This window comes from Dactylosporangium sp. NPDC006015 (genome assembly GCF_040614215.1).
Taxonomy (GTDB): domain Bacteria; phylum Actinomycetota; class Actinomycetes; order Mycobacteriales; family Micromonosporaceae; genus Dactylosporangium; species Dactylosporangium maewongense.
Map to the genome: position 1 here is coordinate 1 of NZ_JBEXUD010000029.1, position 24980 is coordinate 24980.

Here is a 24980-nt window from a genome sequence, read left to right on the forward strand (position 1 = left end):
GCCGCGCCTGCGCCGTCTCGCCCCCGCGCCGCGCCTGCGCCGTCTCGCCCCCGCGCCGCGCCTGCGCCGTCTCGCCCCCGCGCCGCGCCTGCGCCGCGTCGGGCCTGCGCCGTCCCTGCGTGTCCGCGCAGATGAACTCTCCGGGGCGTGACGTCCCGTGGCGCGACGTCCTGGCGTTGGCGGGGTTCGCTCGCAGGTCCCTGGCTGCATAAAGTCTTCCGGATCATGAGTGCTGGCCGCTTGCGCATGGTTCTGTGCCGTTGCGCCCGAGACTGCTCCGCGTCCTCGACCTCAGTCGGTCGAACATCTGCTGTGACCGACCGCGACGCGAAATCCACCCGCCATGGCATGCACGTCGCGGGCGCCGGGTCGAGCCCGAAACCGCCGCGTGGGACCCGGCGCCGACCGGATCGAGATCCCGGCGACCCCGAACCGCGTCCGCCCGTCATGGCGTCCCGGGCGTCATGGTGTCCGAGTCAGGCCCGAGGCCGCCGTACGGAACCCCGGCCCGATCAGCTCACCCACTGCTGCGAATCCGCGCACTACGGTCTCCGCGCCGGGGAGACTCGTGATCCCGAAAGGTGGTTGTGGGGTCAGTGGGTCAGGTTTGGGACGGCGGGGTGGGTGCAGAGGGGGGCGATCTCGTCGGCTGGGAGGGGGCGGGCGAAGTGGAAGCCCTGGGCCAGGTGGTAGCCGAGCTCCAGCAGGCGGTCGGCCTGGGCGGCGGTCTCGACGCCCTCGGCTACGGCTTCCAGGCGGAGGGCCTGGGCGATCTCGCTGATGGAGGTGGCGATGGCCTCCTGTTCGACGGTGCCGGTGACGCCGTCGACGAAGGACTTGTCGACCTTGAGGACGTCCACGGGGCAGGTGCGCAGCAGGCCGAGGGAGGAGTGGCCGGTGCCGAAGTCGTCGAGGGCGATCTTCACGCCGAGGGCGTGCAGGGCGCGGACGGTGTCCAGGGCGCGGCCGCCGCCGAAGACCGCTGTCTCCGTGATCTCGATGGTGAGGCGGGCGGGGTCCAGGCCGGTGTCGGCGAGGGTGGAGGCGACGGTGGCGACGAAGGAGGGTTCGAGCAGCTGGCGGGCGGAGGCGTTGACGCTGATCTTCCACGGGGCCAGGGGGCCCAGTTCGCGAGCCCAGCGGGCGCCCTGGGCGCACGCCGAGCGCAGGATCCAGGCGCCGATGGGGACGATGAGGCCGGTGCGTTCGGCGACGGGGATGAACGTGACCGGTGAGACCAGGCCGCGGGTGGGGTGGCGCCAGCGGACGAGGGCCTCGACACCGCGGACCTCGCCGTCGGGGAGGCCGACGATGGGCTGGTAGAGGACGAAGAGCTCGTCGCGGTCGAGGGCCTGGCTCAGTTCGGCGGCGACCTGGGCGTGTTCGACGGCGTGGGCGTCGAGCTCGGGGCCGTACTCGACCCAGCGGCTCTTGCCCAGCTCCTTCGCGGCGTACATGGCCATGTCGGCGCGGCGCAGGAGGTCGGAGGCGTCGCAGTCGGCGGTGTGGCGGGCGACGCCGATGCTGGCCTGGATGAGCAGCTCGTAGCCGGCGGCGCGGACGGGGACGGCGAGCGCGTCGATGAAGGCCTCCGCGATGCGGGCGCTCTCGGCGGCGGTGGCGTCGGGCAGCAGGACCGCGAACTCGTCGCCGCCGAGGCGGGCGACCGTGTCGCCGGGGCGGACGCTGGTGCGGAGGCGCTCGCTGACCTCGACGAGGAGGGCGTCGCCGACGGCGTGGCCGAGGCGGTCGTTGATGGCCTTGAAGTCGTCGAGGTCGACGAGGGCGAGGGCGAGCCCGCTGGAGGAGGACTGGGCGTCGCGGACGGCCTGGACGGTGTCGGCGTTGAAGAGGGCGCGGTTGGCGAGGCCGGTGAGGGCGTCGTGGGACGCCTGGTACGCGAGCTGGTCCTGATACCGGCGGCTCTCGGTGATGTCGCGGGCGTTGCTGACGATGCCGCGGACGCTGGGGTCGTGCAGGAGGTTGGTGGTGACGACCTCGAACCAGCGCCAGGTGCCGTCGGCGTGCCGCAGGCGCATCTGCGCGGTGCGGGCGGTGCCGGGCACGGCCGGTTGCCGGCGCAGGGGCGCCAGGTCGTCGGGGTGGACCCGCTCGCTGGCGATGCTGCCGAGGAAGCGGTCGGCGGGGATGCCGTGGAAGCGGATGAGGCTCGGGCTGGCGTACGTGACGCGGCCGGCGGCGTCCGTGATGGCGAAGATGTCGCTGGAGTTCTGCACGAGGGAGCGGAACCGGCGCTCGTGCCGCCGCAGCTCCAGCATGCTGGCGTCGACGCGGGCGAGCAGGCTGCTGTTCTCGTAGAAGGCGACCAGCTGGCGGGCGACGACGAGCAGGGTGAGCAGGACCGACCCGCCGACGAGGATCCGGGTCTGGGTCTGGTCGGGTCCGACGCCGGCCAGGACGAAGCCGTCGGCGACGATGACCGCCAGGTACGGCAGCAGGCTGAACGGCCGCGACGGCTTGCGCGGGGCGGCGAGGGAGGCCGGGGTCGCGTGCCGCTGGACGAGGGCCGCGAGGACGATGCCGGCGGCGCAGACCGGGATCGACAGCTGGCAGTCGTTGAGGTACGGCCGGGACTCCAGCAGCGGCGCGATCGCGCCGAGGCCGGCGCCCATGAGGACGGTGCCGCCGAGGACCCACAGGGCGGCACGGTCGAGGCCGCCGGTGCCGGCGAGGGCGACCTTCGCGACCGCGAGCAGGCCGGCGAACAGCATGAGCAGGATGCCGAAGATGGTCCAGACGGTGCCGGTGACCCGGGCGACCTCCAGCGACTGCTGCACGGCGAAGAACCACGCGACGAGCGTCGTGGCGCAGACCACCACGGCGAGGTCGAGGCTGAAGGTGATCATGCGACGCCGGACGGGGAGGCGCAGCAGGGCCCAGACGAGGACCAGGACGGCGCCGAGGTACAGCACCATCGTGAAGCCGCCGGAGCGCTGGGTCGGGGCGTCCGGGCCGGCCAGGCTGTCCACGGCGCTGCTGATGACGCCGGCGAGCAGGATGAGCATGATGATGCCGAGGTGGCGCCAGAAGCGTCCGGCCTCTCCGGCGAGGCGGGCGGTGCGGAAGCACACGGCGGCGCCGAGGCCCGCGCTGAGCGGCACGGGGATCCAGCCGATCGCCGGGTGGATGAGCGCGTGCGGCCACTGCGCGGCGAGCCAGCCGGTGCTGAGCACGGCGAGGATCACGGCGGCGCGCAGCGCGCGATGCGACCACACCGACCGCACATCGACCGACATCGACAGAGCCACCACCAATACCGAACGCCCGCCCGAACGTGCAGGACATTCGGCCGTACAGCGCCAGATCTGAGAGGTTCCAGAAAAATGTCCCAATTGTGCGATCCTCAGATACCGCTAAGGACCTTTGATCAAGGAGTAGCCGAGCGGTCACACATCGACGGTTCCCAGTGCTAGGTTGACCGCAGCGTGCTTCCTCACCCTTGCGCTGCGTAGCGGCCTCGCCGACGAGAAAGGAACTCGATGACCGAGGGCCGGCACCACAGACGTCGCGACGACGACCATGCGGAGGACGGGATCTACTTCCCGCCGCCGCGTGAGGTGCCTCGCTCCCGGACGGCGCCACAGGTCCGGCCGGTCGCCCCCTCCCCCTGGGCACCGACCACACCGGACCGCCAGGCGCCGGAGATCCCGCCGGCCCCTCCACCCGGGACGCCACCGCCCGCCCGCCAGCCACCACCCAGGCGGCAGGCCGGCGACACGCACCCGCCGGAGGCACCGGTCTACTACGCCCGGGCGTCCAACTGGACCGTCCGCCCCTCCCCCTGGGCGACGACCGAGGGCGACGAGCTCCTGGACGAGGACACGTACGCACCGGCGGGGGTCATGCCCCCACCTCCGCCGGTGCGACCAAACAGGAAGAACCAGGAAAAAGCACAAAAAGCCACAAAAGCAACGGCGGCAGCTGTACCGATGCAGCGCCCGTCCAAGGAGCAGAAGCCGCTCCAGCAGCCGCTCGAACAAGCGCCCACTCCACAGACCACCCAGACCACCCAGACCGCCCAGGCAGCCCAGACCGCCCAGGCAACCCAGGTCGCGCCGCCACCGGGCCGGATGAGCAGCACCACGGCATGGTGGATCGCGGTCGGCGTGGTGGTCGTCGCGCTCGCGGTCGCCGCCGGCGTCCTGGTCGGCCTGAACCTCGCCCGCCGCGGCTCACCCAGCGGCGCCGCCGGTGCTCCCGCCAGCGCGATGGCCGAGATCTTCCTGGCGGCGCACGCCCCCTCACAAGCAGACGTGGGCTGAAATCACCAGGTGCATTCGCCGCGAATCGGGTAGAGACGCCGCGTTGCCATCTGGACGCGATTTGGGGGAACAGTCCATGAGTGGACCGATCGTGGGCAAGCGTCGCCTTCGAGCCGAGTTGCGCCGGCTCCGGAGAGAACGTGAACTGACCCAGGACCTGGTGGCCGCCGAAATGGAGTGGTCACTGTCGAAGCTGATCCGGATCGAGAACGGCACCGTCGCCATCTCGGTCAGCGACCTGCGCAGCCTGCTGGCGTACTACCGGCTGCACGACACCCAGCTGGTGGACGACCTGCTGGAGCTGGCTCGGGCGGCGAAACGGCGGATGTGGTGGGACGAGTACCGCTCGACCCTGCCCGGTCCCCTGCTCACCTATGTGGGGTTCGAGGCGGAGGCGGTGTTCGTCGGCACGTTCGAGCCGATGCAGTTCCCCGAGCTGATGCAGACCCGGCGCTACGCGACCGCGACGACCGCCGAGCAGAGGGCCGGCGATCACGAGCAGCGCGTCGAGTTCCGGCTGCGGCGGCAGAGCGAGCTGTTCGAGCGTGACCAGCCGTCCAAGTTCCAGGCGCTGATCGACGAGTCGGTGCTGCGCCGGCTGCCGCTGCACGACGACGAGGCCGTCCTCGTCGACCAGATCGAGCACGCGGTGGAGTTCGCGCATCGGGAGTACACCGACGTGCGGATCGTGCCGTTCAACGCCGGCTACCACGTCGGGTGGGACGGCGCGTTCACCGTGCTCGAGTTCGGCGCCGACGACGGCATGCTGCACAAGGGCGGGCAGCTGATCGAGGAGCCGGAGCAGATCGCTCAGCACGCCGAGGGGCTGCGCCGGCTGGCGGCGAAGGCCCTGCCGCACGAGGCCTCGATCGACCTCATGCGGCAGGTCGCCGCGGAACTCAAGAGGGGATGATCAGGCCGGCGGGTGGAAGAGCACCCCGTTGCCGCTGACCAGCACCGGCTGGTTGTTGGCGTACTGGTAGGCGACGGTCCCGGCCGCGTTCTCGATCCCGACCGTCGCCGTGCTGCCCTGCTCGAACGCGTTGTCGAGCTCCTTGTACGCGAACGCGATGTCGCCGTTCTCGTAGAAGACCGCCTCGAAGGTGAGGCGCCGCGACGTGTTGCCGTAGAGGTACACGTTGCGCCACTCGATGACGTACGCCCGGTTCGGCGCCGCACCCGTTGTCCCGGTGCGGACGCTGGACTGGCCGTCCACGACGAGGTCCGACCAGAACGGGTAGACCGTCGCGTTCGGCGCCGCCGTGGTCGGCAGGGTCGTGTGGTCGGCGTTCGCCGCGCCGGGGTTCACGAAGCTCGCCTTGCCGTTCGTGTCGACCCAGACGGAGGTGTACGACGTGCCGTACAGCTTGACCGGGAACGGCGTGGTCAGCTGGACGATCGCGTCGTCACCGGTGAGGGTGAGCGGCGTGTCGGCGTCGATGAACGCGCGCGGCCCGTCGGCGCAGGTGTAGCCGAACGCGTCGGCGCCCTGCGTCAGGGCCAGGTTGACGGTCGAGGTGCCGGCCGCGACGGTCACCGGGGCCGAGGCGCCGCCCCCGCCGCACTGCCCGCCGGACCCGACGGAGGCGGTCACCGTGTAGGACCCGGCCGGCACGCCGGTGAACGTGTAGGTGCCGTTGGCGGCGGTGGTCTTCGTCGACCCGCCGGGGGTGAGCGTCACCGTCGCGCCGGCGACCGGCGTGCCGCTGCCCTGGTTGGTCACCGTGCCGGTCACGGTGCCGGTGACGGGCGGTGGGTCCTCCCCGCCGCCCGGCGCCTTGAACAGCACGCCCATGCCGTTCTGCAGCGCCGAGGTGTTGTTGGAGTACTGGATGCCGACGGTGCCGGTGGCGTTCTCGATGCCGACCGTCGACGACGCGCCGGCCTCGGCGGTGTTGTCGATGCCGGAGTAGTTGGTGACGACGTCGCCGTTCTCGTACAGGATCGCCTCGGCGTTGATCCGCCGGGACGTGAACCCGTACTGGTAGGCGTTGCGCCACTCGACGATGAACTGCCGGTTGGGCGCCGAGCCGGTCACCGCGGTGCGGACGCTGGCCGAGCCGTCGACGACGAGGTCGGTCCAGTAGGCGTACACCGACGAGTTCGGCGTCGCCGTGGACGGGATCGCGCCGTGCTCGGTGGTGGAGGAGCCCTGGTTGGCGAAGCTCAGCCGGCCGTTGGTGTCGATCCAGGCCGAGGTGTAGGTCGTGCCGTAGAACTTGAAGCCGAACGGCAGCGTCACCTGGCTCATGTTGTCGTCACCGGTCAGCGGCAGCACGGTGCCGTCGGCCGGCACGAACGCCCGCGGCGACGCCGAGCAGACGTAGCCGAAGGTGTCCTTGCACGAGGATGCGTAGGTCGCGGTGTACGTGCGCGCGGTCGCCGGGGCGGTGATCACGTGGGTCTGCGCCCCGCCGTCGGACCAGCTGCCGAAGGCCTGCGGCACGTTGTTGTACAGCTGCGGCGTCGGCGCGCTGACCGTGTTGGTCGACCCCTGGATGACGGTGCGGGTGAAGGGTGCGGTCTGGCTCGTCGCGCCGACCGTCAGGTTGAGCCCGGCCGGGTTGCTGACGAACGTCAGGTCGACCGTCTTGGGCTGCACGTTGACGGTGGTGGTGCTGGTCAGCCCGCCCGCGTCGGTCGCCGTCATCCTGAGCTCCAGGTATGACGGGTACTCGTGGTCGGGCGCGGTGAGCGTCCCGCTGGCGACGCCGTTGAGCGTCTGCAGCGGGTGCTCGTGGCACACCCCCGGCGACGAGCAGTGGTGCAGCACGGTCGTCCAGCTGAGCGCGGACGCGGGCAGCGTGCCCTGCTGCGGGTCGCTCGCGTGACCGGTGAAACTGATCGCGTCGCCGACGGCCCAGGTGTACGAGGAGGCCGGCGTGTCGATGACCCCGGTCGGCGCGTCGTTACCGGCCGTGATGGTGATCGTCTTGTCGTTGGTGGCGCCGAGGGTGTCGGTGACGCGCAGCCTGGCCGTGTAGGTGCCCGGGGTGGTGTACGTGAAGTTCGCGGTCACCCCGGTGGCGTCGACGGTCCCGTCGTTGGTGAAGTCCCACTGGTAGGTGAGCAGGCCCTGGTCGGCGGGGTCGGCGTCGGAGGACGTCGAGCCGTCGAAGGTCACGGCCAGCGGCGTGCCGCCGGAGGTGCGGTTGGCGGTGATCGACGCGACCGGCGGCTGGTTGCCGTTGTAGTAGCGGATCCGGCGCACGGTGCCGCCGAGGTCCACGTAGTACAGCTCGTTGCCGGGGCCGACGGCGAGGTCGACCGGGTTGGCGGCGCCGGCGGCGAACGTGATGATGTTCGACGTCGACGGCAGGCCACCGGCGGTCCCGGGCATCATGGCCCAGATGCAGTCGCGGCTGTAGTCGGAGAAGAACAGCGCGCCGCGGTAGGCGGCCGGGTAGGGGCCGCTGTCCGGGTAGAACGCCACGCCGGAGGACGACGAGCCGCCGCTCGGGCAGCTCTCGCCGGCGACGACCTTCGCGTTGTGGTTCCAGGAGTAGTACGGCTGGACGTTCGGCACGGCCGGGTTCGCGCCGTACATCGACTCGCACATGTTGAGGTTCGCGCCGTCGTAGCCGCTCTGCGGGCTCGGCCCCTCGATGCACGGCCAGCCGTAGTTGCCGATCGTGCTGGCGACCGGGTTGGCGATCCGGTTGATCTCCTCGTACGTGTTCCAGCCGACCTCGCCGCTCCACAGCTCGTTGGTGCCGGGCTTGAACGTGAACCGGAAGGGGTTGCGCATGCCGTAGGCGACGATCCGCCGGGCGTTGGCGTCACCCAGGGCGGCGTTGGGGTTCGTCGGCAGCGCCGCGCCGGTGACCGGGTCGATCCGGATGATCGTGCCGTTGAGCTGGGTCGCGTCGGCGAGGGTGCGGACGTCCTGGGAGCGCAGCGCGCCACCCTCGGCGGTGGGCGTGCTCAGCGCCGTGCCGGCCGGCGACGGCGGGTCGGCGCACGGGTTGGCGGGGCTGCCGAACTGGCCGTAGTCGGTGGCGCTGAAGCTGGCGCCGTCACCCGAGGAGGCGTAGAGCGCGCCGTCGGCGCCGAAGCGCAGGTCGCCGACGGAGTGGCTGGGGAACTGCTGGCACCAGTCGGTGATCAGCACCTGCTCGGTGCCGACCATCTGGTTGCCGCTGGCCTGCAGCCTCGACAGCCGGCCGGTGATGACGCAGTTGCCGTTGTTGGGGTCGGGGCAGACATCGTTCCACTTCGGCGCGGTGCCGCCGGGCAGCGCGTCGTAGGAGTACAGGACGTAGACCCACGGGTTCGTCGGGAAGCCGGGCGCGAGCGCGAGGCCCACCATGCCGCGGTCCCACTGGTCGTGGACGTTGGTGCGCAGGTCGGCGAAGACGTCGGGGGTCGGGTCCGACAGGCTGTCGTAGACCTTGATCAGACCCCGCTTCTCCGCGACGAACACGCGCCCGTCAGGCGAGAACTCGATGTTGGTCGGGTTGGTCAGGCCGCTGAAGACGACCTGCTCCTGGAAGCCGGTCGGGAGCGTCGACGCGGCGGCCGGCGGCGAGCCGGCGATCGGCACGAGCGTGCCGGCGGTGAGCAGGGCGGCGAGCAAGGCGCGCACGGTACGTCGACGCATCGACATGAACCGTCCTCTCGATGGGGGTTACAGAGAGACGGGAGTCCGGAAATTGCGCCAGCCTACCGATCGCCAGATGGCGAGGAAATGTCGCGTTGCCGACCCGCGACGTGCGACTTCGCCTCGAATCCGACCACTCCGGACACCGGCGGCGGAAAAAACGACCCGTTCGGCCAGCCGGCCGAACGGGTCGTCGTCATCGCAGGGGTGTCTACAGCTTCTCGTAGCAGGGCTTGTCGAGCTTGTAGTCCTTCGCGACCGAGCCGGTGAAGTAGTCCTTCTCCAGCTTGATGTCGTTGGGACCGCCCGCGCCGACGGTCGGGTTGTAGATGAGCGACTGGCGGAAGATGCCGTCCGCGCCGGCGGCGTAGTTGCCGGCACCGTCGGGCAGCATGCCCTCGTAGTCGACCTTGGTGAGCGACTTGGCTGCCTTGAGCAGGCCGGCCCGCGTCAGGTCACCGTCGGCCTGGGCCTTCTTGAGCGCGGCGAGCAGCGGGTACGACCAGACCCAGCCCGACGTGTAGCCGTCGTTCGGCGTGACGCCCGGCAGCGCCTCGCGCATCGCCTTGTGCCCCGGGGTGTCGGAGGCCCAGGACTTCCACGGCGAGGACTGCACGTAGAGCGCCTTCAGCGCGGGCGCCGCGGCGGTCGCCAGCAGGCCCTGGTTCCACGACGGGCTGGTGCCGATGAACCGGCCCTTGAAGCCGCGCTGGGCGGCGCCGCCGACGATCGCGGCCGCGTCCGCCGGCCCGGTGGTGAGGATGACCAGGTCGGGCTTCTGCGTGACGATCGCGGTGACCGCGCCGGCCTGCTTGTCGGTGCCGGAGTCGGTCTTCACGTTGATGAACGTCATGCCGAGCTTCTCCGCGGCGATCTTCGCCCCGGCCGCGGCGTCGTCGCCGTAGTCGCCGGCGAGGTGCACCGCCATGACCGTCTTGGGCTTGAACGTCTCGTTGGCGTAGTCGACGGCGTTCATCGACTCGATGCAGTAGTTGGCGCCGGACTCGAGGATGTTGTCCTCGAACGCGTACGCCGACGTCCACGCCGCGGGGGCGGCGATGACGTTGTTCTGCTTCATGTCGGGCAGGATCGCCGCGGTGGTCGGCGAGCCAAGGCTCTGCGCGAGGGCGAGGACCTTGCCCTTCATCTCCTGGTACGCCTCGTTGTGCGTCTGCGGGTTGTACTTGTTGTCCCGCACGTAGGTCTCGGCGTCGATGTCGTAGCCGCCGATGCCGCCCTGCGCGTTGACCCGCTTCCAGAACGCCTTCTGCGCGTCGGTGATCGGCACGGCGAGGACGTGGAACGGCCCGACCGTCAGGTCGGAGATGATGCCGAGGTAGATGCAGCCCCGGTCCTTGTGCTCCGACTTGGGACAGGGCTCCTTGGTGATCCCGACGTCCGACTTCGGGCCCGACGAACCTTTGTTGTCCGTGTTGTCGCTGTTATCACTGCCGCGACATCCGGCGAGTGAGCCGACGGTCAGCACCGCGGCGAGGGCAATCATGCCCAACCTCTTCATTGAGGAGCTCCTTACGACGAGGTCAGTACGAGAACGGCCAGGCTTTCCAGTACGTGCGGAGCCGGATCCAGATGCCGAACAGCCCGCGCGGCTCGAAGATCAGGAACACGATGATCAACACGCCGTAGAGGACGGTTTCGAGCTGGTAGGCGTTGGGGGACTCCGCGGGCGAGTTGCTGATGAACGGCAGGAATGACGGCACCTCACGGATCAGCCGCGGCAGCAGCGTGATGAGGAAGGCACCCAGGATCGCGCCGCTGACCGTGCCGGCACCGCCGATGAGGACCATGGCGATGTACTGCACCGACAGCAGCAGGTTGAAGGTCGTCGGGTCGAAGTAGCCGACCCCCACGTAGAGCAGCGCACCGGCACAGCCGGCGTAGAACGACGACACCCCGAAGGCGATCGTCTTGTACCTGGCCAGGTTCACGCCCATCACGCCGGCCGCGATGTCGCGGTCCCGGATGGCCGTGAACGCCCGGCCCACCCGCGAGCGCGCCAGGTTGCGCGCCGTGAGAGCCGCGAGGACGAGCAGCACGAGCATCAGCAGGTACAGCTTCTGATCTCTCGTGAGGAACGCGTCGGAGGCGTTCAGGTCGTAGCCGAGCAGCTTCGGCGCCGGGGGCTGCCGGCCGATGCCGGGCCCGCCGGTCAGCTCCGACCACTCGTTGATGACGTGGCCGCCGATGAAGACCAGACCGAGCGTCACGATCGCCAGGTACAGGCCGCGGAGGCGGGTGGCGAGCGGCGCCACCAGTACACCGGCGACCGCGGCGACGAGACCGGCGGCGGGCAGCCAGATCAGGATCTCCTGGACCCCGAACCCGATGGTCCGCGCGTCCGGGTCGCCGGCGATGGCGGCCGCGGTGTAGGCGCCGATGGCGAGGAAGAACGCGTGCCCGAGCGACACCTGCCCGGCGTAGCCGGTGACGATGTTGAGCCCGATCGCGCCGATCGCGGTCACGCAGGCGAGCCCGATCAGCTGGAGCAGCTGGTCCTCGACCAGCCAGGGCAGCGCCGCCCCGACCGCGAGGAGGATGCCGACCGCCACCTTCTTCGAGGTGGTGTCCAGCAGCGCCAGCTCCTGGTTGTACGAGGTGCGCAGCAGCGGACGGTTTCTCATACCCTTTCGACCTCCCGGGTGCCGAACAGGCCGTAGGGGCGCACGAGCAGGACCAGGAACATCACCACGTAGGGCGTGACGACCGAGATGTTGCCGCCGAGCCACGGCACCGAGCCCTGATAGGTGGCGGTGAGCTCCTGCACGGTGCCGACGACGAGGCCGCCGATGACGGCGCCGGGCAGCGAGTCGAGGCCGCCGAGGATGATCACCGGCAGGGCCGTCAGCGCGATCAGCCACAGCGACTCGCTGACGCTTCCGCCGACGGCGGCGTACGTGCCGGCGACCGCGGCGAGCGCGCCGGCGAGCGCCCACGACAGCGCGAACACCGACCCGACGCTGACGCCCTGGGCGAGCGCCGCCTCCTGGTCGTAGGAGGCGGCCCGCATCGCCAGGCCGGTCCGGGTGTACCGGAAGAACACGAACAGCAGGGCGATGAGCACGGCGGTGGTGAGGACCATCGCGACGTGTCGCTGCTCGACCTGGACGCCGCCGGGCAGCTTCCACACCTTCAGGCCCCACGGGTCGCCGACCTGCCGCACGTCCAGGCCGATGGCGCCGTTGACGACGACCCGGACGGCGATGTCGATGCCGAGCGTGATGATCGCGACGGTGAACACCGGCCGGCCGATCATCGGGCGGACCGCGAGCCGCTCCACGCCGAGCGCGATGCCGCCGGTGAGCACGGCGGAGGCGGCCAGGGCGAGGAAGAAGCCGAGCGGACCGGCGAGGTAGGTCACCAGGACCGCGCCGGCCAGCATGAACGCGGGCTGGGCGAAGGAGATGACCCGGGTGGCCTTGTAGATGATCACGAACCCGAGGCCGAGCAGCGCGTAGACGCTGCCCGTGCCGATGCCGCGCAGGACGCTCTCGAGGAAGTCCTTCACACTGTGCTCCTGTTCAGGCTCCCGTACATGTCGTCGACCAGCGCGGCGAAGGTCGTGGCGACGGCGCCGCGGCGGACCTTCTGCGTCGCGGTGAGCTCGCCGTCCTCGTGGTCGAGCTCCTTGGGCAGCATCCGGAACGTCTTGACCTGCTCGACCGGGTTGTGGCCGGCGTTGACCGCGTCGACCACGCCCTGGATCAGCGCGATGACCTCGGGCTTGCCGGCCAGGTCGCGGTAGGTGGTGTAGCCGATGCCGCGGCGCTGCGCCCACTCCCCCACGGTGTCGAGCTCGATGCCGATGAGGGCGGTGAGGAACGCCCGCCGGTCGCCGATGACGACCGCCTCCTTGACGAAGGGCGACGCCTTCAGCGCGTTCTCGATCTCGCTCGGCGCCACGTTCTTGCCACCGGCCGTGATGATGATGTCCTTCGACCGGTCGGTGATCTTCAGGTGTGTACCGTCGAGCAGCTCGCCGACGTCGCCGGTGCGCAGCCAGCCGTCCGCCGTCATCGCCTCGTCGGTCGCCGCCTGGTTGCGGAAGTAGCCGGCGAACGTGCCCGGGTGCCGGGTCTGGATCTCCCCGTCGTCGGCGATGCGGATCTCGACGCCGCTGTGCGCCTCGCCGACCGTGCCGAGCCTGATCCGGCCCGGGCGGTTGGCGGTGCCGATCGCGGTGTTCTCGGTCATGCCGTACACCTCGTGCATCGGCACCCCGATGCCCATGAAGAACCGCAGCACGTCGGGGGCGATCGGGGCGGCGCCGCTGGCGGCGTAGCGGACCCGGCGGACGCCGATGCGGTCCTTCAGCGCCCGGTAGCACAGCAGCCAGCCGATCGCGTACCGCAGCCGGCTGCCGGTGGTGTGCCGCCCGCCGTTGGCCTCCAGGGTGGCGCCGATGCGGTCCGCGACCCGCAGCCACAGCCGCGCGTTGGCCCGCTTGAGCGGCGACGCCCCGCCGAGCCGGACGGTGATGCCGGCCATCATCTTCTCCCAGATGCGGGGCACCCCGAACAGGATCGTCGGCTGCACCTCACGCAGGTCGGCCTGCACGGTCGCGATCGACTCGCCGAAGTGGACGGTGACGCCGGCGGCGGCGTTGAACCAGACCGTGAAGACCCGCTCCGCGACGTGGCACAGCGGCAGGTAGGACAGGGTCAGGTCGTGCGGCCCCGGTGGCGGGTCGGTGAACCCGCCGCCCTCGACCAGGACCCGGATCGCGAAGTCCACGTTGGCGACGGTGAGCATCGCGCCCTTGGGCCGCCCGGTCGTGCCGGACGTGTAGATCAGCGTGGCCACGTCGCCGGGGTCCGAGGCCAGCTCGATCGGCTCCGCGTCCGCGTGCGACGCCAGGAGGTCGCTCCACGCGATGAGCTTCGGGTGCTTGTACCGGCCGCGGATGCCCCTGGGCTCCAGGTAGACGATCCACTCCAGCCCGGGGCAGTCGTCCAGGACCGCCAGGGCCTTGTCCACCTGCTCCTGGTCCTCGGCGAAGAGGATCCGGGCGCCGGAGTCGGCGAGCATGTGGCGCACCTCGTCCGGCGGGTTCGTCGGGTACAGCCCGACGGTCGCCGCCCGCACCGCGACGGTCGCCACGTCGACGAAGAGCCACTCGGAGCGGTTCTCCGACTGGATCGCGACCCGGTCGCCGGGCTGGACGCCGAGCGACCTGAGCGCCCGGGCGACGGTCTCCGCGGTCTTCCAGTAGTCACGCCAGGTGATCTCGCGCCAGATGCCGCGGTGCTTCTCCCGCATGGCGACGGCGCCGGGCGTGCGCTCCGCGTGCCGCCTGACCAGTTCGGCGATCGTCATGCTCGCTCCACCTCCCCCAGGTAGGCGCGCAGGACGTCGGGGTTGCTCTGCACCTCGGCGGGCGTGCCGGTGGCGACGGGGACGCCGAAGTCGACGACCATCACCCGGTCGGCGAGGTCCATGACGAGCCCCATGTCGTGCTCGACGAGGATCATCGGGACGCCGAGCTTTTCGCGGACGTCGAGGATGAAGCGGGCCATGTCCTCGGTCTCCTCCAGGTTCATCCCGGCGACCGGCTCGTCCAGCAGCAGCAGCTTCGGCTCCATCGCGAGGGCCCGGCCGAGCTCGACGCGCTTCTGCACGCCGTACGGCAGCAACCCCACCGGCAGCCGGCGCCACTGCGCCAGTTCGAGGAAGTCGACGATGTCCTCGACCACGGCCCGGTTGGCGATCTCCTCGCGCCGGGCCCGGCCGAGCCACGCGATCGCGGCGAGCGTGCCGTAGCGGATGTGGTGGTGCCGGCCGAGCATGAGGTTCTCCAGCACGGTCAGGTGCTGGAACAGCTCGACGTTCTGGAAGGTGCGCGCCACGCCCAGCTTGGCGACCTTGTCCGGGCGCAGTCCGGTGAGGTCGGCGCCGTCGAGGGACACCTTGCCCTGCTGCGGCCGGTACACCCCGGAGATCACATTGAAGATCGACGTCTTTCCGGCCCCGTTGGGCCCGATGACGGCGAAGAGCTCGTCCTTGGCGACGGTGAACGAAACCCCGTCGATGGCTTTGACGCCGGCGAAGCTGAGCCGGACGTCTTCGAAACGCAGCACGGCGACTCCTGATTTTTCTATGACAGCCAGCGCTTGCGACGCTTGTAGTGCTTCACGTCGCGGAAGGACCGCTCGGCCCGTCCCAGGTAGAACTCGCGGATGTCGTCGTCGGCGAGCAGTTCGGCGGCGGGCTTGTCGAGCACGACCTTGCCCGTCTCCAGCACGTATCCGTGCTCGGCGATCGACAGCGCCATGGTCGCGTTCTGCTCGACCAGCAGCACGCCGGTGCCGGCCTGGTTGATCTGCACGATCAGGTCGCGGACCTGCTCGACCAGGCGCGGCGCGAGCCCGAGGCTGGGCTCGTCGAGCAGCAGGTACGCCGGGTCCGACATGAGCGCCCGCCCCATCGCCAGCATCTGCTGCTCGCCGCCGGAGAGGTAGCCGGCGATGCTGCCGCGGCGCTGCGCGAGCACGGGGAACAGGGTGTACATGCGGTCCATCGCCTCCGCCCGGCCCTTCGGGCGGGTGTGGGCGCCGAGCCGCAGGTTCTCCTCGACGGTCAGTTCGGCGAAGGTCCTGCGCCCCTCCATCACCTGCGAGACGCCGCGGCGGACCACGGCGGCCGGTTTGAGCCGGTGGATGGGCTTCTCGTCGAGCGTGATGGCGCCCTTGGTGATGGCGCCGTCGTGGACGCCGAGCAGGCCCGACAGGGCCCGCAGCAGCGTGGTCTTGCCGGCACCGTTCGCGCCGAGCAGCGCGACGATGCGTCCTGGTGGGACCTGCAGGCTGACGCCTCGCAGCACCAGCATCACGTCGTCGTAGACGACCTCGAGGTTCTGGACACGCAACATCCGGTGACGCTCCTCCGGGGGTGTTCGGAGTGGGCGAACTATGTGCATCGACGGTGAATAAAGTTACGTGTATTTAACCGGGTCTCAGAGCAGAATCAAGCCCCAATTGTGTGTCCGTCAACACCATCTTCTGTGGTGCGTCACTGTCCGATGTGGAGCGACAACCCGCCGTGATTCGGACTTTTGGGGTAATCGATATTCAACAACGCTCGCGGGTTTCGCTTCGTTGGTGATCACGTTAAGTTATGTCCTGGCCTGCACGGCAGTCCGTCGCCCACCCCGGGCGGCGCCGGGCAAGCGCCGCCGAGTCGAGCGCCGCTCTGGCGCTGTCGAGCCGGGGACCCAGGGTCCTTGGGGTGAATCCGCACAGCGCGGTAGGGCGCACTCTTCCCGCCCGAACCCGTCAGCTAACCCGGTAGGCGGTCGGTGAAGAAGGGTCATCCCTTGTCCGCTGGACACCGCACCAAACGGTCCCTGCTGCGCACGCTCTTCATCGGGGTCGTGTCGCTGGCGATCGTGGCGCCCGCGAGTGTCGCCAAGGCCGATCCGACAGCGGCCGAGATCGACGCCCAGATCCAGAAGGCGGGCGACGAGCTCGAAGACCTGGTCGAGGCCTACAACAAGATCAATGGCGATCTGGCCGCCACCCAGGCGGCCGCCGCCGAGCTGCAGAAGAAGCTCCAGCCCTACGTCGACAACATGGCCAACGCCAACGCCAACGTGGACGTCATCGCCGTCGCGGCGTTCAAGGGCGCGGGCAGCCTGCAGAACCTCAGCATCGTGCTCAACGCGCGGTCGTCCGACACGCTCATGGACCAGCTGACCACGCTGCAGCAGATCGGCAAGCACCAGCAGCACGAGATCGCCGACTTCACGTCGGCCAAGTCGAAGCTGGACGAAGAGAAGAAGAAGATCGACGAGACGCTCGCCGCGGAGACCGCGCAGAAGACCGAGCTCGAGACCAAGAAGAAGAAGATCGAGGGCGACGTCAAGAAGCTCGAGGCGCTCCGCCGCCGCTCCACCACCGGCGGCACCGGCTCCACGGGTGTCAAGGTCGCGCTCGGTGCCGAGTGCACGTCACCGGCGAACGCGGCGGTGGCCTTCGCCTGCGCCCAGCTCGGCGAGCCCTACAAGTGGGGCGCCGCCGGACCCAGCAGCTGGGACTGCTCCGGCCTGACCATGGGCGCCTGGAAGGCGGCCGGCGTCATCCTGCCGCACAACGCGGCGCAGCAGTGGAGCAAGACCACGCACATCTCACGGTCCGCGCTCTCCCCCGGCGACCTGGCGTTCTTCCGTGGCCTGGGGCACGTGGGCATCTACATCGGCAACGGCAAGATGATCCACGCCCCGACGACGGGGCGGAACGTCGAGGTCCAGTCGATCGACGGCCGCAGCGACACGTACGGCTACGGCAGACCGCACAAGTAAGCCCTGACAGCACGTCGAAGAGGCCATGCCCGGCAAGATTGGGGCATGGCCTCTTGGGATCCCGAGCAGTACAGCCGCTTCGCCGAGGAGCGGGCGCGGCCCTTCCACGAGCTGGTGGCGCGCATCCAGACCACCGCGCCGGTCGCGGTCGTGGACCTCGGGTGCGGGCCGGGCACGCTGACCGCGACCCTCGCGACGCGCTACCCGGACGCGGCGGTGCTCGGCATCGACTCCTCCCCCGAGATGCTCGCGAAGGCGGCAGCGCTCGGCACCCCGCAGCTGTCGTTCCAGCTCGGCGACATCGCCGGGTGGCGGCCGCAGCGCGGCTCCGTGGACGTCATCGTCGCCAACGCCTCCCTGCAGTGGGTCGACGACCATGCCGCGCTGATGCCGACGCTCGCCGCGGCGCTCGACGACGGCGGCACGCTCGCGTTCCAGGTCCCGACGGGCGGGCCGATCCTCGACGCGGACATCCTGGACCCGACCGTCCTGGGGCCGCGCGGCGCGACGCCGGTGCGGGAGCCGGCCTGGTACGTGCGCACCCTCGCCGGGCTCGGCCTGGCCGTGGACGCGTGGGAGACGACGTACTTCCACGTCCTGCCCGGCGAGGACCCGGTGCTGGAGTGGTTCAGCGGGACCGGCCTGCGCCCCTACTTCGACGCCCTGTCCGGTGCGGAGCTCGACGACTTCCGGGCCAGGGTGGCCGCCGCGCTGCGCGAGCGCTACCCCCGCGAGCCGTTCGGCACGATCCTGCCCTTCCCGCGCCTCTTCGTCGTGGCCCGGCGCCCCTGACCCCGCCCACCGACCGCCGGCCCGCCACCCCGGGCCCTGGCACCGCGACCAGCCGGGCCGCCACCCGGACCGCGGCAGGCACCGCCAGGACACGGCACGGCACGGCCAGGACACGGCACGGCCAGGACACGGCACGGCACGGACACGGCACGGCCAGGACACGGCACGGCACGGACGCGGCACGGCACGGACAGGGCAGGGCAGGAGCGCCGCCCAGCCGGCCCGGACGCCGCCGACCAGCCGGGAACGCCCCGCCCACCCGGACCGCGGCACGGCCAGGACTCGGCACGGAGGGGACGCCTCTGTCACCCGGGCCGGGGCGTCGCCGGTCGGGCCGGAGGACGGGCCGCCGGCGGGCACGTCGGCGGGCGAGCCGGGCGACGCGTCATCGAAGGGACCCGGCGGGCGATTCCCGGCACCGCGCCGCCAGCCGGGCACCCGCCCCGCGCCGCTCCTGACGCTGCGTTACGGGCCGGGGCGCCGGCGGCCGGTCCCGGGGCGTCGTGCCGCAATGTTGAGGGCGAGCCGGCACCGCTACGGGACGTGGGCGTTGATCGATGGTCGGTGACCTAAACGAGACCTAAGCGTCCCAACATGTGGAAGCAGCCCCCGACCGGGACGGTCAGGGGCTGCGGGTCGTCTGCGGGCTAGGCGGCCTGGAGGCCTTCGGCACGGGCCAGCTCGCGGAGACGGCCGAGGGCCTGGATCTCCAGCTGGCGGATGCGCTCACGGGAGAGGGAGAACCGGCTCGCGACCTCGGTCAGCGAGTGCTCGCGGCCGTCCTCCAGACCGTAGCGGGCGCGCATGATGCCCGCGGACCGGTCGTCGAGGTGATTGAGCAGACCCTCGATGCGCTGGCGCTCCAGGGCGGCGAGGACCACGTCCTCCGGCGACGGTGCGTCGGAGTCGGAGACCAGGTCGCCGAGGCTGGTGTCACCGTCGTCACCGACCGGCGTGTCGAGCGAGACGGTGTCCTGGGACCAGCGCTTCAGCTCGTGGACGCGCTCGACGGGGACGCCGAGGGCGGTGGCGAGCTGCTCGGGCTCGGGGTCGTTGCCGAGCTCGCGGGTCAGCTGACGCGCGACGTTGCGCATCCGGTTGACGTCTTCGACGAGGTGGACGGGCAGCCGGACCGTGCGCTCCTGCTGCGCGATCGCCCGGCTGATCGCCTGGCGGATCCACCATGTCGCGTATGTCGAGAACTTGTAGCCGCGCACGTAGTCGAACTTCTCGACGGCGCGGACCAGGCCGGTGTTGCCCTCCTGAATGAGGTCGAGCATCGGCATGCCGGACCGCACATAGCGCCGCGCGATCGACACGACGAGCCGCAGGTTGGCCCGGATGAACCGGTCCTTGGCCCGCTCGCCCTCGTCGACGAGGCGCTGCAGCTCGGCGGCGCTCACACCGTCGGGCAGCCGGCCCTCGTCCAGCAGGTGCTCCGCATAGAGACCAGCCTCGACCGCCTTGGAAAGCTCGACCTCAGAAGCGGCGTCGAGCAGCGGCGTGCGGGAGATCTCATGCAGGTACACACCAACCAGGTCACGCTCTTCTGCACCTGTATCGGGTCGCATCTCCACTTTCACGTTCTCCACCTTCGGGCCCCTCCCCGTCCATCCTTCGCCTTCCCCGTTTCACCCTGCTAAAACGGGTGCCCCCCGGGTATGCCCCCTACACAACGGTCACGTGGCCTGCGGAATTCCACCCTCGCGGGCGATTCCGGTGACGACCCGTGAGAGTTGCACCACTTACCTAGACGACTCGGGAGCAGCTCCGGTTCGCTTCGGTTGCAACAAGTGATACGTGGTATTCCTGCCCGTCAGACGCCTAAACTCGCTGTGAGTTCCCTGGGAACGACGTTCGATGGGACCGGGGTCACCGCTGTTCATCGGCAAGAGTCGCCCGCATGACAGGCAAATGCACATGTATCCGCAGGAATCGACGCGGGCAGCGGTCTGTCGAAATGCTGACTGGCTCGTCACACCACCCCCTACCGTGCGTGCCATTCCCGCAACAGCTCGACTTCTTCCTCTTCGGTGAGACCAGTAATGTGGCGAGTGTCACTGAATGCCGCGAGTGTGGCGGCCGCCGTTTCGGGAAGGGGGCGGGGTTGCAGGCCGGCGGCGAGCGACCGGGTGACGTCCCGGGTGAGGAACCCGCCGTATTCGGGCAGCGGCAGCCACAGGGGCAGGGACCGCGCGCCCGACCAGGGCACGACCGCGTGGCCGGTCAGGAAGTCCTGCGGCACCCAGGTGAGGGTCCCGGTGCCCCTGGTCCCGGCCTGCAGCCCGGCGTGGAACTCGCGGCGGGTCATCGGGGCGCCCATCCCGTCGTAGGTGCCGGTGCGGCCCTCCTCGGCGCAGCGCAGGATCCAGTCGGCCAGGTCGCGGACGTCCACGTACTGCACCCGCTCGTCGGGGTCGCCCGGGGCGAGGATCTCGCCGCCGCGGGCGTGCCGGGCCACCCAGTAGTCGAACCGGCCGGTGGGGTCCTCGGGCCCGACGATCAGCCCGGCCCGGTTGACGAGGACCTCGCCGAAGCCCTCGCGGACCAGCTCCTCGCAGGTGACCTTGCACCGGCCGTACTCCTCGGCGCCGGCGGCGGGGTCCTCGTTCGCGGGGTCGGCGGGCGGCAGCAGCGGCGCGGTCTCGGACGTCTGGTCGGGCGTCACCGCATCGGCGTACGCGGAGCAACTGGACACGAACGTCACGTGACCGGCCCGGCCGGCCAGCTCGGCGACCATGTGCCGGACGTGGCTGGGCTTGCGGGCGACGTCCACCACCGCGTCGAACGTGCCCTCGACCGCGCCCAGGCCGCCGGCCTCCTCCCGGTCGACGGTGACGAACGTCGCGCCGTCGACCGGATCGCCGGACGTGCCGCGGGCGGCGCAGGTGACGTCGTGGCCCGCGGCGAGGGCCTGCCGGGCGACCGCCCGGCCGAGGAACACGGTGCCGCCGAGTACGAGGATTCTCATCCGGCGATCCTTCGCCGCCGCGGGCCGATCCGGCAGCCCTGTTCGCCACGAGCGTGAGCACGGGGCGAAGCGCGGGCGCAGCGCGGGTGCCGGGCAGAAGCCGGACGCGAACGGGAGCCGTCGCGGCGCGCTACGCGCGGTGCGACGGGGGCGGCCGATGCGGGCGGGTCTTGTGCACCACCAGAGCGAAGAGAGCCACCGCCGCCATCACCGTGGCCGCGACCGCCAGCCACAGCGACCACCGGTGGCCGCCCGGCGAGCCCGACATCCCGTTCTGCGCGGTCGACGGCTGCGCCGCCACCGCCGGCAGCGAGGAGACCGGAGCGAACGCGTACACCCGCAGATAATCGACCTGGAACTCCGCTGGCAGCGTCGTCGATGTGCCCGGGGCGCCCGATTCACTGGTCGTCACCGCGAAGCCGAACCAGCGCTGCGCCGGCGACGCACCGGGGTCGGTGGAGCGCTCCTTGCCGTCGACGAAGACCTTGAAGCCGGCCGGGGACCACTCGATCGCGTAGGAGTGCCAGTCGCTGAAGGGCCCGGGCAGCGTGCGCACCGAGGTGCCGGTGCCCGACCCGTTGCGCACCAGGGCGGTCTCGGCGCCGGGCCGGGCGGTGATCTCCAGCTGCGACTCGTCCTGGGGCGCCTGCTGGTCGACGGGGCGCAGCATCGCGATCGAGGAGATGCCCGCGCCGACGGGCACGCGCGCCCGGAACTCGTAGCGCCCGTACTGCTGGGCGGCGCCGAGGCAGCGCAGCTCGCCGGTGACGAACGGCTTGCCCCCGTAGGTGCGCCGGTGCAGGGCGAGGTGCAGGCGACCGCCGGAGACGGTGACCGCCTCGGGGCGGAAGTAGGTCGGCTGGGCGCCCTCCGACGAGCCGTCATAGGCGGCGCAGCCGGACGGCAGCGTGCCCGGATCGTCGAAGGAGTCGGAGAAGACCGGCTGCCAGTCGGCCTGGTCGACGGCGAGGACCGGCGCGGGAGCCACCCAGATCGCGGACGTGACGACGACCATGACGGTCGCGGCTCGCCTCAACATGTGTCTGCCTCCTTTCGAAAAACCTACCGGATACCTTGCGTCCGCACAGCACTGCGGAGCGTCGACGATCGTGTGTACTTGGCGGCCCGATCGGATACGGACCCTCGCATTCACCCGCATGCAATCCAGCCGTATCCCGCCGACGCTCGTGCCGGATCGACGCCTGCGGAAGGATGTCCGTCGACGCATGTCTTCCAAAAGGAGAGATCATGGCCCAGCCCCGCGCCCGCGCGCGGCGGATCGCCCAGCACCTCGCGGTGCCGGCGCTCGCCGTCGCGGTTGTCGCCTTGCTGCCCTTAGCCAAGTCCGGCGCGCCCGAGCAGTCCGACCAGTGGACGCCGCTCACGCCGGCCAACGTGTCGTTCGCCCAGAAGACGGGTCCAACGGCCTCCGCGCAGCTGCTCGGGTTCAACGACTTCCACGGCAACATCGACCCACCGACCGGCAGCGGCGGGCTCATCAACGGCACTCCCGCCGGCGGTGCGGAGTACCTGAGCACCTGGCTGACGAAGCTGCGCGCCGCGGCGAAGGCCGACGGCGTGCGCAACAGTGACACGGTCGTGGCCGGTGACAGCATCGGCGCCACGCCGCTGGTCAGCGCCGCGTTCCACGACGAGCCGGCGATCGAGGCCCTCAACGCGATGGGCGTCGACATCTCCTCCGTCGGCAACCACGAGTTCGACGAGGGCATCGACGAGCTCAAGCGCATCCAGTTCGGCGGCTGCCACCCCGTCGACGGCTGCCAGGACGGCGACGGCTTCGCCGGCGCGAAGTTCCCCTACCTCGCGGCGAACGTCACCAACAAGTCCAACAAGCTGCCGATCCTGCTGCCGTTCACGATCAGGCTCTACGAGGGCGTCCCGGTCGCGTACGTCGGCATGACGCTCGAGGGCACGCCCGGCATCGTCAACCCGGCCGGCATCAAGAGCGTCGACTTCCGCGACGAGGTGGAGACGGCCAACCAGTACGCGACGCTGCTGGGCTGGCTCGGCATCAAGTCGATGGTCCTCCTGATCCACGAGGGTGGTCTGCAGAGCAGCCCGCCCGCGCCGCTGGACCCGTCCGGCTGCGCCAACTTCGCCGGCCCGATCACCGACATCGTCAAGGGCCTCAACCCGGCCTACGGCGTCGTCGTGTCAGGCCACACGCACCGCTTCTACACCTGCCAGCTGCCGAACTCCTCGGGCGCCAGCTCGCTGGTGACGAGCGCGGGCACGGCCGGCACCCTGGTCACCGACATCCGCGTGACGCTGGACAAGAAGTCGCGCAAGTTCGTCGACGCGTCCGCGACCAACGTCATCGTCGAGAACGGCGTGAAGAACGCCGACGGCACGTGGCAGAAGGACGCGGCGGGCAACTTCGTGCGCAACGCGGCGCTGGTCGACCCGAAGGTCAAGGTCATCGCCGACAAGTACCGCACGGCCGTCGCACCGCTGGCGAACAAGGTCATCGGCGGCATCACCGCCGACATCACCAACATCGCGCTGGCCAGCGGCGAGTCGACGCTCGGTGACGTGATCGCCGACGCGCAGCTCAAGTACACCGCCGCCGCGGGCTCGCAGATCGCGCTGATGAACCCGGGCGGCATCCGGGCGTCGCTGATCTACGCGAACTCGCCCGGCGGCGAGGCGCCCGGCCAGGTCACGTACGGCGAGGCCTTCACGGTCCAGCCGTTCAACAACCTGGTCGTCACCCAGCCCATCACCGGCGCCCAGCTGAAGAAGGTCCTCGAGCAGCAGTTCACCGGCTTCGAGGGGCAGACCACGCAGAAGATCCTGCAGGTGTCCGCCGGGTTCACCTACACCTACAGCGCGTCGGCCCCGCTCGGCTCGAAGGTCAGCGACCTCGCGCTGAACGGCACGCCGATCGACCCCGCGGCGACGTACCAGCTGACCACGAACGACTTCCTGGCCAACGGCGGCGACGGCTTCAGCAACCTGAACCAGCCGAGCGCCACCCGCGTGTACGCGCCGGGCTTCGACGTCGACGCCCTCACCGCGCACCTCGCGACCGGTCCGATCGCTCCGGGCCCGGGTACCCGAATCACGAAGATCGCCTGATCGATGTCCGTGTGGGCGGGCGGTGGGTTTTGCTCCCGCCCGCCCGCACGTATGCTCGCAGGCGCCCGAAGAACCGCAGCACGCACGTGCGGACTGCACGACCGAGGTCGAAAGGCGTTGATCGGTGGAGCGACCGAGCTGGGCACCCGCGGACATCGACCTCGATCAGCCGAGCGTGGCCCGCGTCTATGACTACTACCTGGGCGGCTCGCACAACTTCGCCGCCGACCGGGCGTTCGCCGAGCAGGTCCTCAAGTTCATGCCGGCCGTGGCCGCGCTGACCCGCAGCAACCGGGCCTTCCTGCGCCGCGCCGTGTCCATGCTGAGCGCGCAGGGTGTCCGGCAGTTCATCGACCTCGGCTCGGGCATCCCGACCGTGGGCAACATCCACGAGCTCGTCCCGGGCGGCAAGGTCGTCTACGTCGACAACGACCCGGTGGCGGTCGCGCACAGCCGGGCCATCCTCGCCGAGGTGCCGGACACCGCCGTCGTCGCCGCCGACCTGCGCGCCCCCGCGGACGTGCTGGCCACCCCCGAGGTCCAGCGGCTGATCGACTTCACCCAGCCGGTCGCGTTCGTGCTGGCCGCGGTGCTGCACTTCGTGCCCGACGAGGAGCGCCCCGCCGACATCGTCAGCGGGTACGCCGCCGCGGGCATCCCGGGCAGCCACGTGGTGCTGTCCCACGCCGGACTCGACCGGCCGCTCACCCCCGCCGAGGACGCGGCGTGGGAGGTCTACCGCAAGTCGCCGACGCCGCTGATCCTGCGCGGCAGCGACGAGGTCAGGAAGCTGCTGGGCGATCTCACGATCGTGGATCCGGGCGTGGTCGCGACCTACGACTGGCGGCCGGACCCGGACGACGAGACCCCACCCGACGGCAACGCGATCGGCTGCGCCGCCGTCGCCCGCAAGGACTAGTG

General features: G+C 70.6%; 17 protein-coding genes and 1 riboswitch. Of the genes, 6 read left to right on the forward strand and 11 right to left on the reverse strand.

The genetic code is table 11. The annotated features are described in order from the left end of the window. Positions 1 to 593 precede the first annotated feature (593 nt). Positions 594 to 3257: an EAL domain-containing protein gene (locus ABZ321_RS37630; protein ID WP_354900300.1), complete on the reverse strand. Its 2664-nt coding sequence runs from the start codon at positions 3255 to 3257 to the stop codon at positions 594 to 596. 243 nt (positions 3258 to 3500) lie between these two features. Between ABZ321_RS37630 and ABZ321_RS37635 the strand changes: the two genes are divergently transcribed. Together ABZ321_RS37635 and ABZ321_RS37640 are read left to right on the forward strand one after the other, a co-directional pair. Further along, positions 3501 to 4283 carry a hypothetical protein gene (locus ABZ321_RS37635; RefSeq protein WP_354900302.1) on the forward strand — a complete coding sequence of 261 codons (783 nt, stop codon included), beginning with the start codon at positions 3501 to 3503 and terminating at the stop codon, positions 4281 to 4283. A 76-nt stretch (positions 4284 to 4359) separates the two neighbouring features. Then, positions 4360 to 5196 (forward strand): DUF5753 domain-containing protein, encoded by an 837-nt coding sequence (locus tag ABZ321_RS37640; RefSeq protein ID WP_344513705.1) that lies wholly within the window; start codon positions 4360 to 4362, stop codon positions 5194 to 5196. Here the strand turns inward: ABZ321_RS37640 and ABZ321_RS37645 are convergent, their stop codons facing one another. From ABZ321_RS37645 to ABZ321_RS37675, 7 genes are all read right to left on the reverse strand, one after another. Further along, complete coding sequence (locus ABZ321_RS37645; protein WP_354900304.1) at positions 5197 to 8883, reverse strand: PQQ-dependent sugar dehydrogenase; 3687 nt, start codon at positions 8881 to 8883, stop codon at positions 5197 to 5199. 211 nt (positions 8884 to 9094) lie between these two features. Next, positions 9095 to 10402, reverse strand: coding sequence for an ABC transporter substrate-binding protein (locus tag ABZ321_RS37650; RefSeq protein WP_344513701.1), 1308 nt, complete (start codon positions 10400 to 10402; stop codon positions 9095 to 9097). Between the two features lie 22 nt (positions 10403 to 10424). Beyond that, positions 10425 to 11525, reverse strand: a complete 1101-nt coding sequence (locus ABZ321_RS37655) for a branched-chain amino acid ABC transporter permease (RefSeq protein ID WP_354900307.1) — start codon at positions 11523 to 11525, stop codon at positions 10425 to 10427. After that, positions 11522 to 12409: a branched-chain amino acid ABC transporter permease gene (locus ABZ321_RS37660; protein WP_344513697.1), complete on the reverse strand. Its 888-nt coding sequence runs from the start codon at positions 12407 to 12409 to the stop codon at positions 11522 to 11524. Before ABZ321_RS37660 ends, ABZ321_RS37655 begins: the two co-directional genes overlap by 4 nt. Then, positions 12406 to 14217 carry an AMP-binding protein gene (locus tag ABZ321_RS37665; protein WP_354900309.1) on the reverse strand — a complete coding sequence of 604 codons (1812 nt, stop codon included), beginning with the start codon at positions 14215 to 14217 and terminating at the stop codon, positions 12406 to 12408. The genes ABZ321_RS37660 and ABZ321_RS37665 overlap by 4 nt, the downstream gene beginning before the upstream one ends. Further along, complete coding sequence (locus ABZ321_RS37670) at positions 14214 to 14978, reverse strand: ABC transporter ATP-binding protein (protein WP_354900311.1); 765 nt, start codon at positions 14976 to 14978, stop codon at positions 14214 to 14216. The genes ABZ321_RS37665 and ABZ321_RS37670 overlap by 4 nt, the downstream gene beginning before the upstream one ends. A 17-nt stretch (positions 14979 to 14995) precedes the next feature. Next, positions 14996 to 15769, reverse strand: coding sequence for an ABC transporter ATP-binding protein (locus ABZ321_RS37675; protein ID WP_344513691.1), 774 nt, complete (start codon positions 15767 to 15769; stop codon positions 14996 to 14998). Between the two features lie 291 nt (positions 15770 to 16060). Further along, a riboswitch (cyclic di-AMP (ydaO/yuaA leader) is annotated at positions 16061 to 16205 on the forward strand. Positions 16206 to 16213: 8 nt separating this feature from the next. Here ABZ321_RS37675 and ABZ321_RS37680 point away from each other — a divergent pair. Both ABZ321_RS37680 and ABZ321_RS37685 read left to right on the forward strand, forming a co-directional pair. Further along, on the forward strand, positions 16214 to 17197 hold the full coding sequence (locus tag ABZ321_RS37680) for an NlpC/P60 family protein (protein ID WP_354900313.1): 984 nt from the start codon (positions 16214 to 16216) through the stop codon (positions 17195 to 17197). A gap of 45 nt (positions 17198 to 17242) precedes the next feature. Then, on the forward strand, positions 17243 to 17989 hold the full coding sequence (locus tag ABZ321_RS37685) for a methyltransferase domain-containing protein (protein WP_354900315.1): 747 nt from the start codon (positions 17243 to 17245) through the stop codon (positions 17987 to 17989). Positions 17990 to 18636: 647 nt separating this feature from the next. Here ABZ321_RS37685 and ABZ321_RS37690 read toward each other — a convergent pair. The 3 genes from ABZ321_RS37690 to ABZ321_RS37700 all read right to left on the reverse strand — a co-directional run bounded on the left by ABZ321_RS37690 (position 18637) and on the right by ABZ321_RS37700 (position 21999). Then, positions 18637 to 19560 carry a sigma-70 family RNA polymerase sigma factor gene (locus tag ABZ321_RS37690; RefSeq protein ID WP_344513770.1) on the reverse strand — a complete coding sequence of 308 codons (924 nt, stop codon included), beginning with the start codon at positions 19558 to 19560 and terminating at the stop codon, positions 18637 to 18639. 416 nt (positions 19561 to 19976) lie between these two features. After that, complete coding sequence (locus ABZ321_RS37695; RefSeq protein WP_354900317.1) at positions 19977 to 20960, reverse strand: NAD-dependent epimerase/dehydratase family protein; 984 nt, start codon at positions 20958 to 20960, stop codon at positions 19977 to 19979. 130 nt (positions 20961 to 21090) lie between these two features. Next, positions 21091 to 21999 (reverse strand): glycoside hydrolase family 16 protein, encoded by a 909-nt coding sequence (locus ABZ321_RS37700; RefSeq protein ID WP_344513683.1) that lies wholly within the window; start codon positions 21997 to 21999, stop codon positions 21091 to 21093. A 209-nt stretch (positions 22000 to 22208) separates the two neighbouring features. On the opposite strand from ABZ321_RS37700, the gene ABZ321_RS37705 reads away from it, so the two are divergent. Together ABZ321_RS37705 and ABZ321_RS37710 are read left to right on the forward strand one after the other, a co-directional pair. Then, positions 22209 to 24059, forward strand: a complete 1851-nt coding sequence (locus tag ABZ321_RS37705) for a bifunctional metallophosphatase/5'-nucleotidase (protein ID WP_344513682.1) — start codon at positions 22209 to 22211, stop codon at positions 24057 to 24059. Between the two features lie 124 nt (positions 24060 to 24183). After that, positions 24184 to 24978 (forward strand): SAM-dependent methyltransferase, encoded by a 795-nt coding sequence (locus tag ABZ321_RS37710; protein ID WP_354900319.1) that lies wholly within the window; start codon positions 24184 to 24186, stop codon positions 24976 to 24978. Positions 24979 to 24980: the final 2 nt, after the last annotated feature.

What these genes read in the sequence shown, in the direction of transcription:
- ABZ321_RS37630 (WP_354900300.1), bottom strand. Translation starts at nt 3,257, where the DNA reads ATGTCGGTCGATGTGCGGTCGGTGTGGTCGCATCGCGCGCTGCGCGCC.
- ABZ321_RS37635 (WP_354900302.1), top strand. Translation starts at nt 3,501, where the DNA reads ATGACCGAGGGCCGGCACCACAGACGTCGCGACGACGACCATGCGGAG.
- ABZ321_RS37640 (WP_344513705.1), top strand. Translation starts at nt 4,360, where the DNA reads ATGAGTGGACCGATCGTGGGCAAGCGTCGCCTTCGAGCCGAGTTGCGC.
- ABZ321_RS37645 (WP_354900304.1), bottom strand. Translation starts at nt 8,883, where the DNA reads ATGCGTCGACGTACCGTGCGCGCCTTGCTCGCCGCCCTGCTCACCGCC.
- ABZ321_RS37650 (WP_344513701.1), bottom strand. Translation starts at nt 10,402, where the DNA reads ATGAAGAGGTTGGGCATGATTGCCCTCGCCGCGGTGCTGACCGTCGGC.
- ABZ321_RS37655 (WP_354900307.1), bottom strand. Translation starts at nt 11,525, where the DNA reads ATGAGAAACCGTCCGCTGCTGCGCACCTCGTACAACCAGGAGCTGGCG.
- ABZ321_RS37665 (WP_354900309.1), bottom strand. Translation starts at nt 14,217, where the DNA reads ATGACGATCGCCGAACTGGTCAGGCGGCACGCGGAGCGCACGCCCGGC.
- ABZ321_RS37675 (WP_344513691.1), bottom strand. Translation starts at nt 15,769, where the DNA reads ATGTTGCGTGTCCAGAACCTCGAGGTCGTCTACGACGACGTGATGCTG.
- ABZ321_RS37685 (WP_354900315.1), top strand. Translation starts at nt 17,243, where the DNA reads ATGGCCTCTTGGGATCCCGAGCAGTACAGCCGCTTCGCCGAGGAGCGG.
- ABZ321_RS37690 (WP_344513770.1), bottom strand. Translation starts at nt 19,560, where the DNA reads ATGCGACCCGATACAGGTGCAGAAGAGCGTGACCTGGTTGGTGTGTAC.
- ABZ321_RS37695 (WP_354900317.1), bottom strand. Translation starts at nt 20,960, where the DNA reads ATGAGAATCCTCGTACTCGGCGGCACCGTGTTCCTCGGCCGGGCGGTC.
- ABZ321_RS37700 (WP_344513683.1), bottom strand. Translation starts at nt 21,999, where the DNA reads ATGTTGAGGCGAGCCGCGACCGTCATGGTCGTCGTCACGTCCGCGATC.
- ABZ321_RS37705 (WP_344513682.1), top strand. Translation starts at nt 22,209, where the DNA reads ATGGCCCAGCCCCGCGCCCGCGCGCGGCGGATCGCCCAGCACCTCGCG.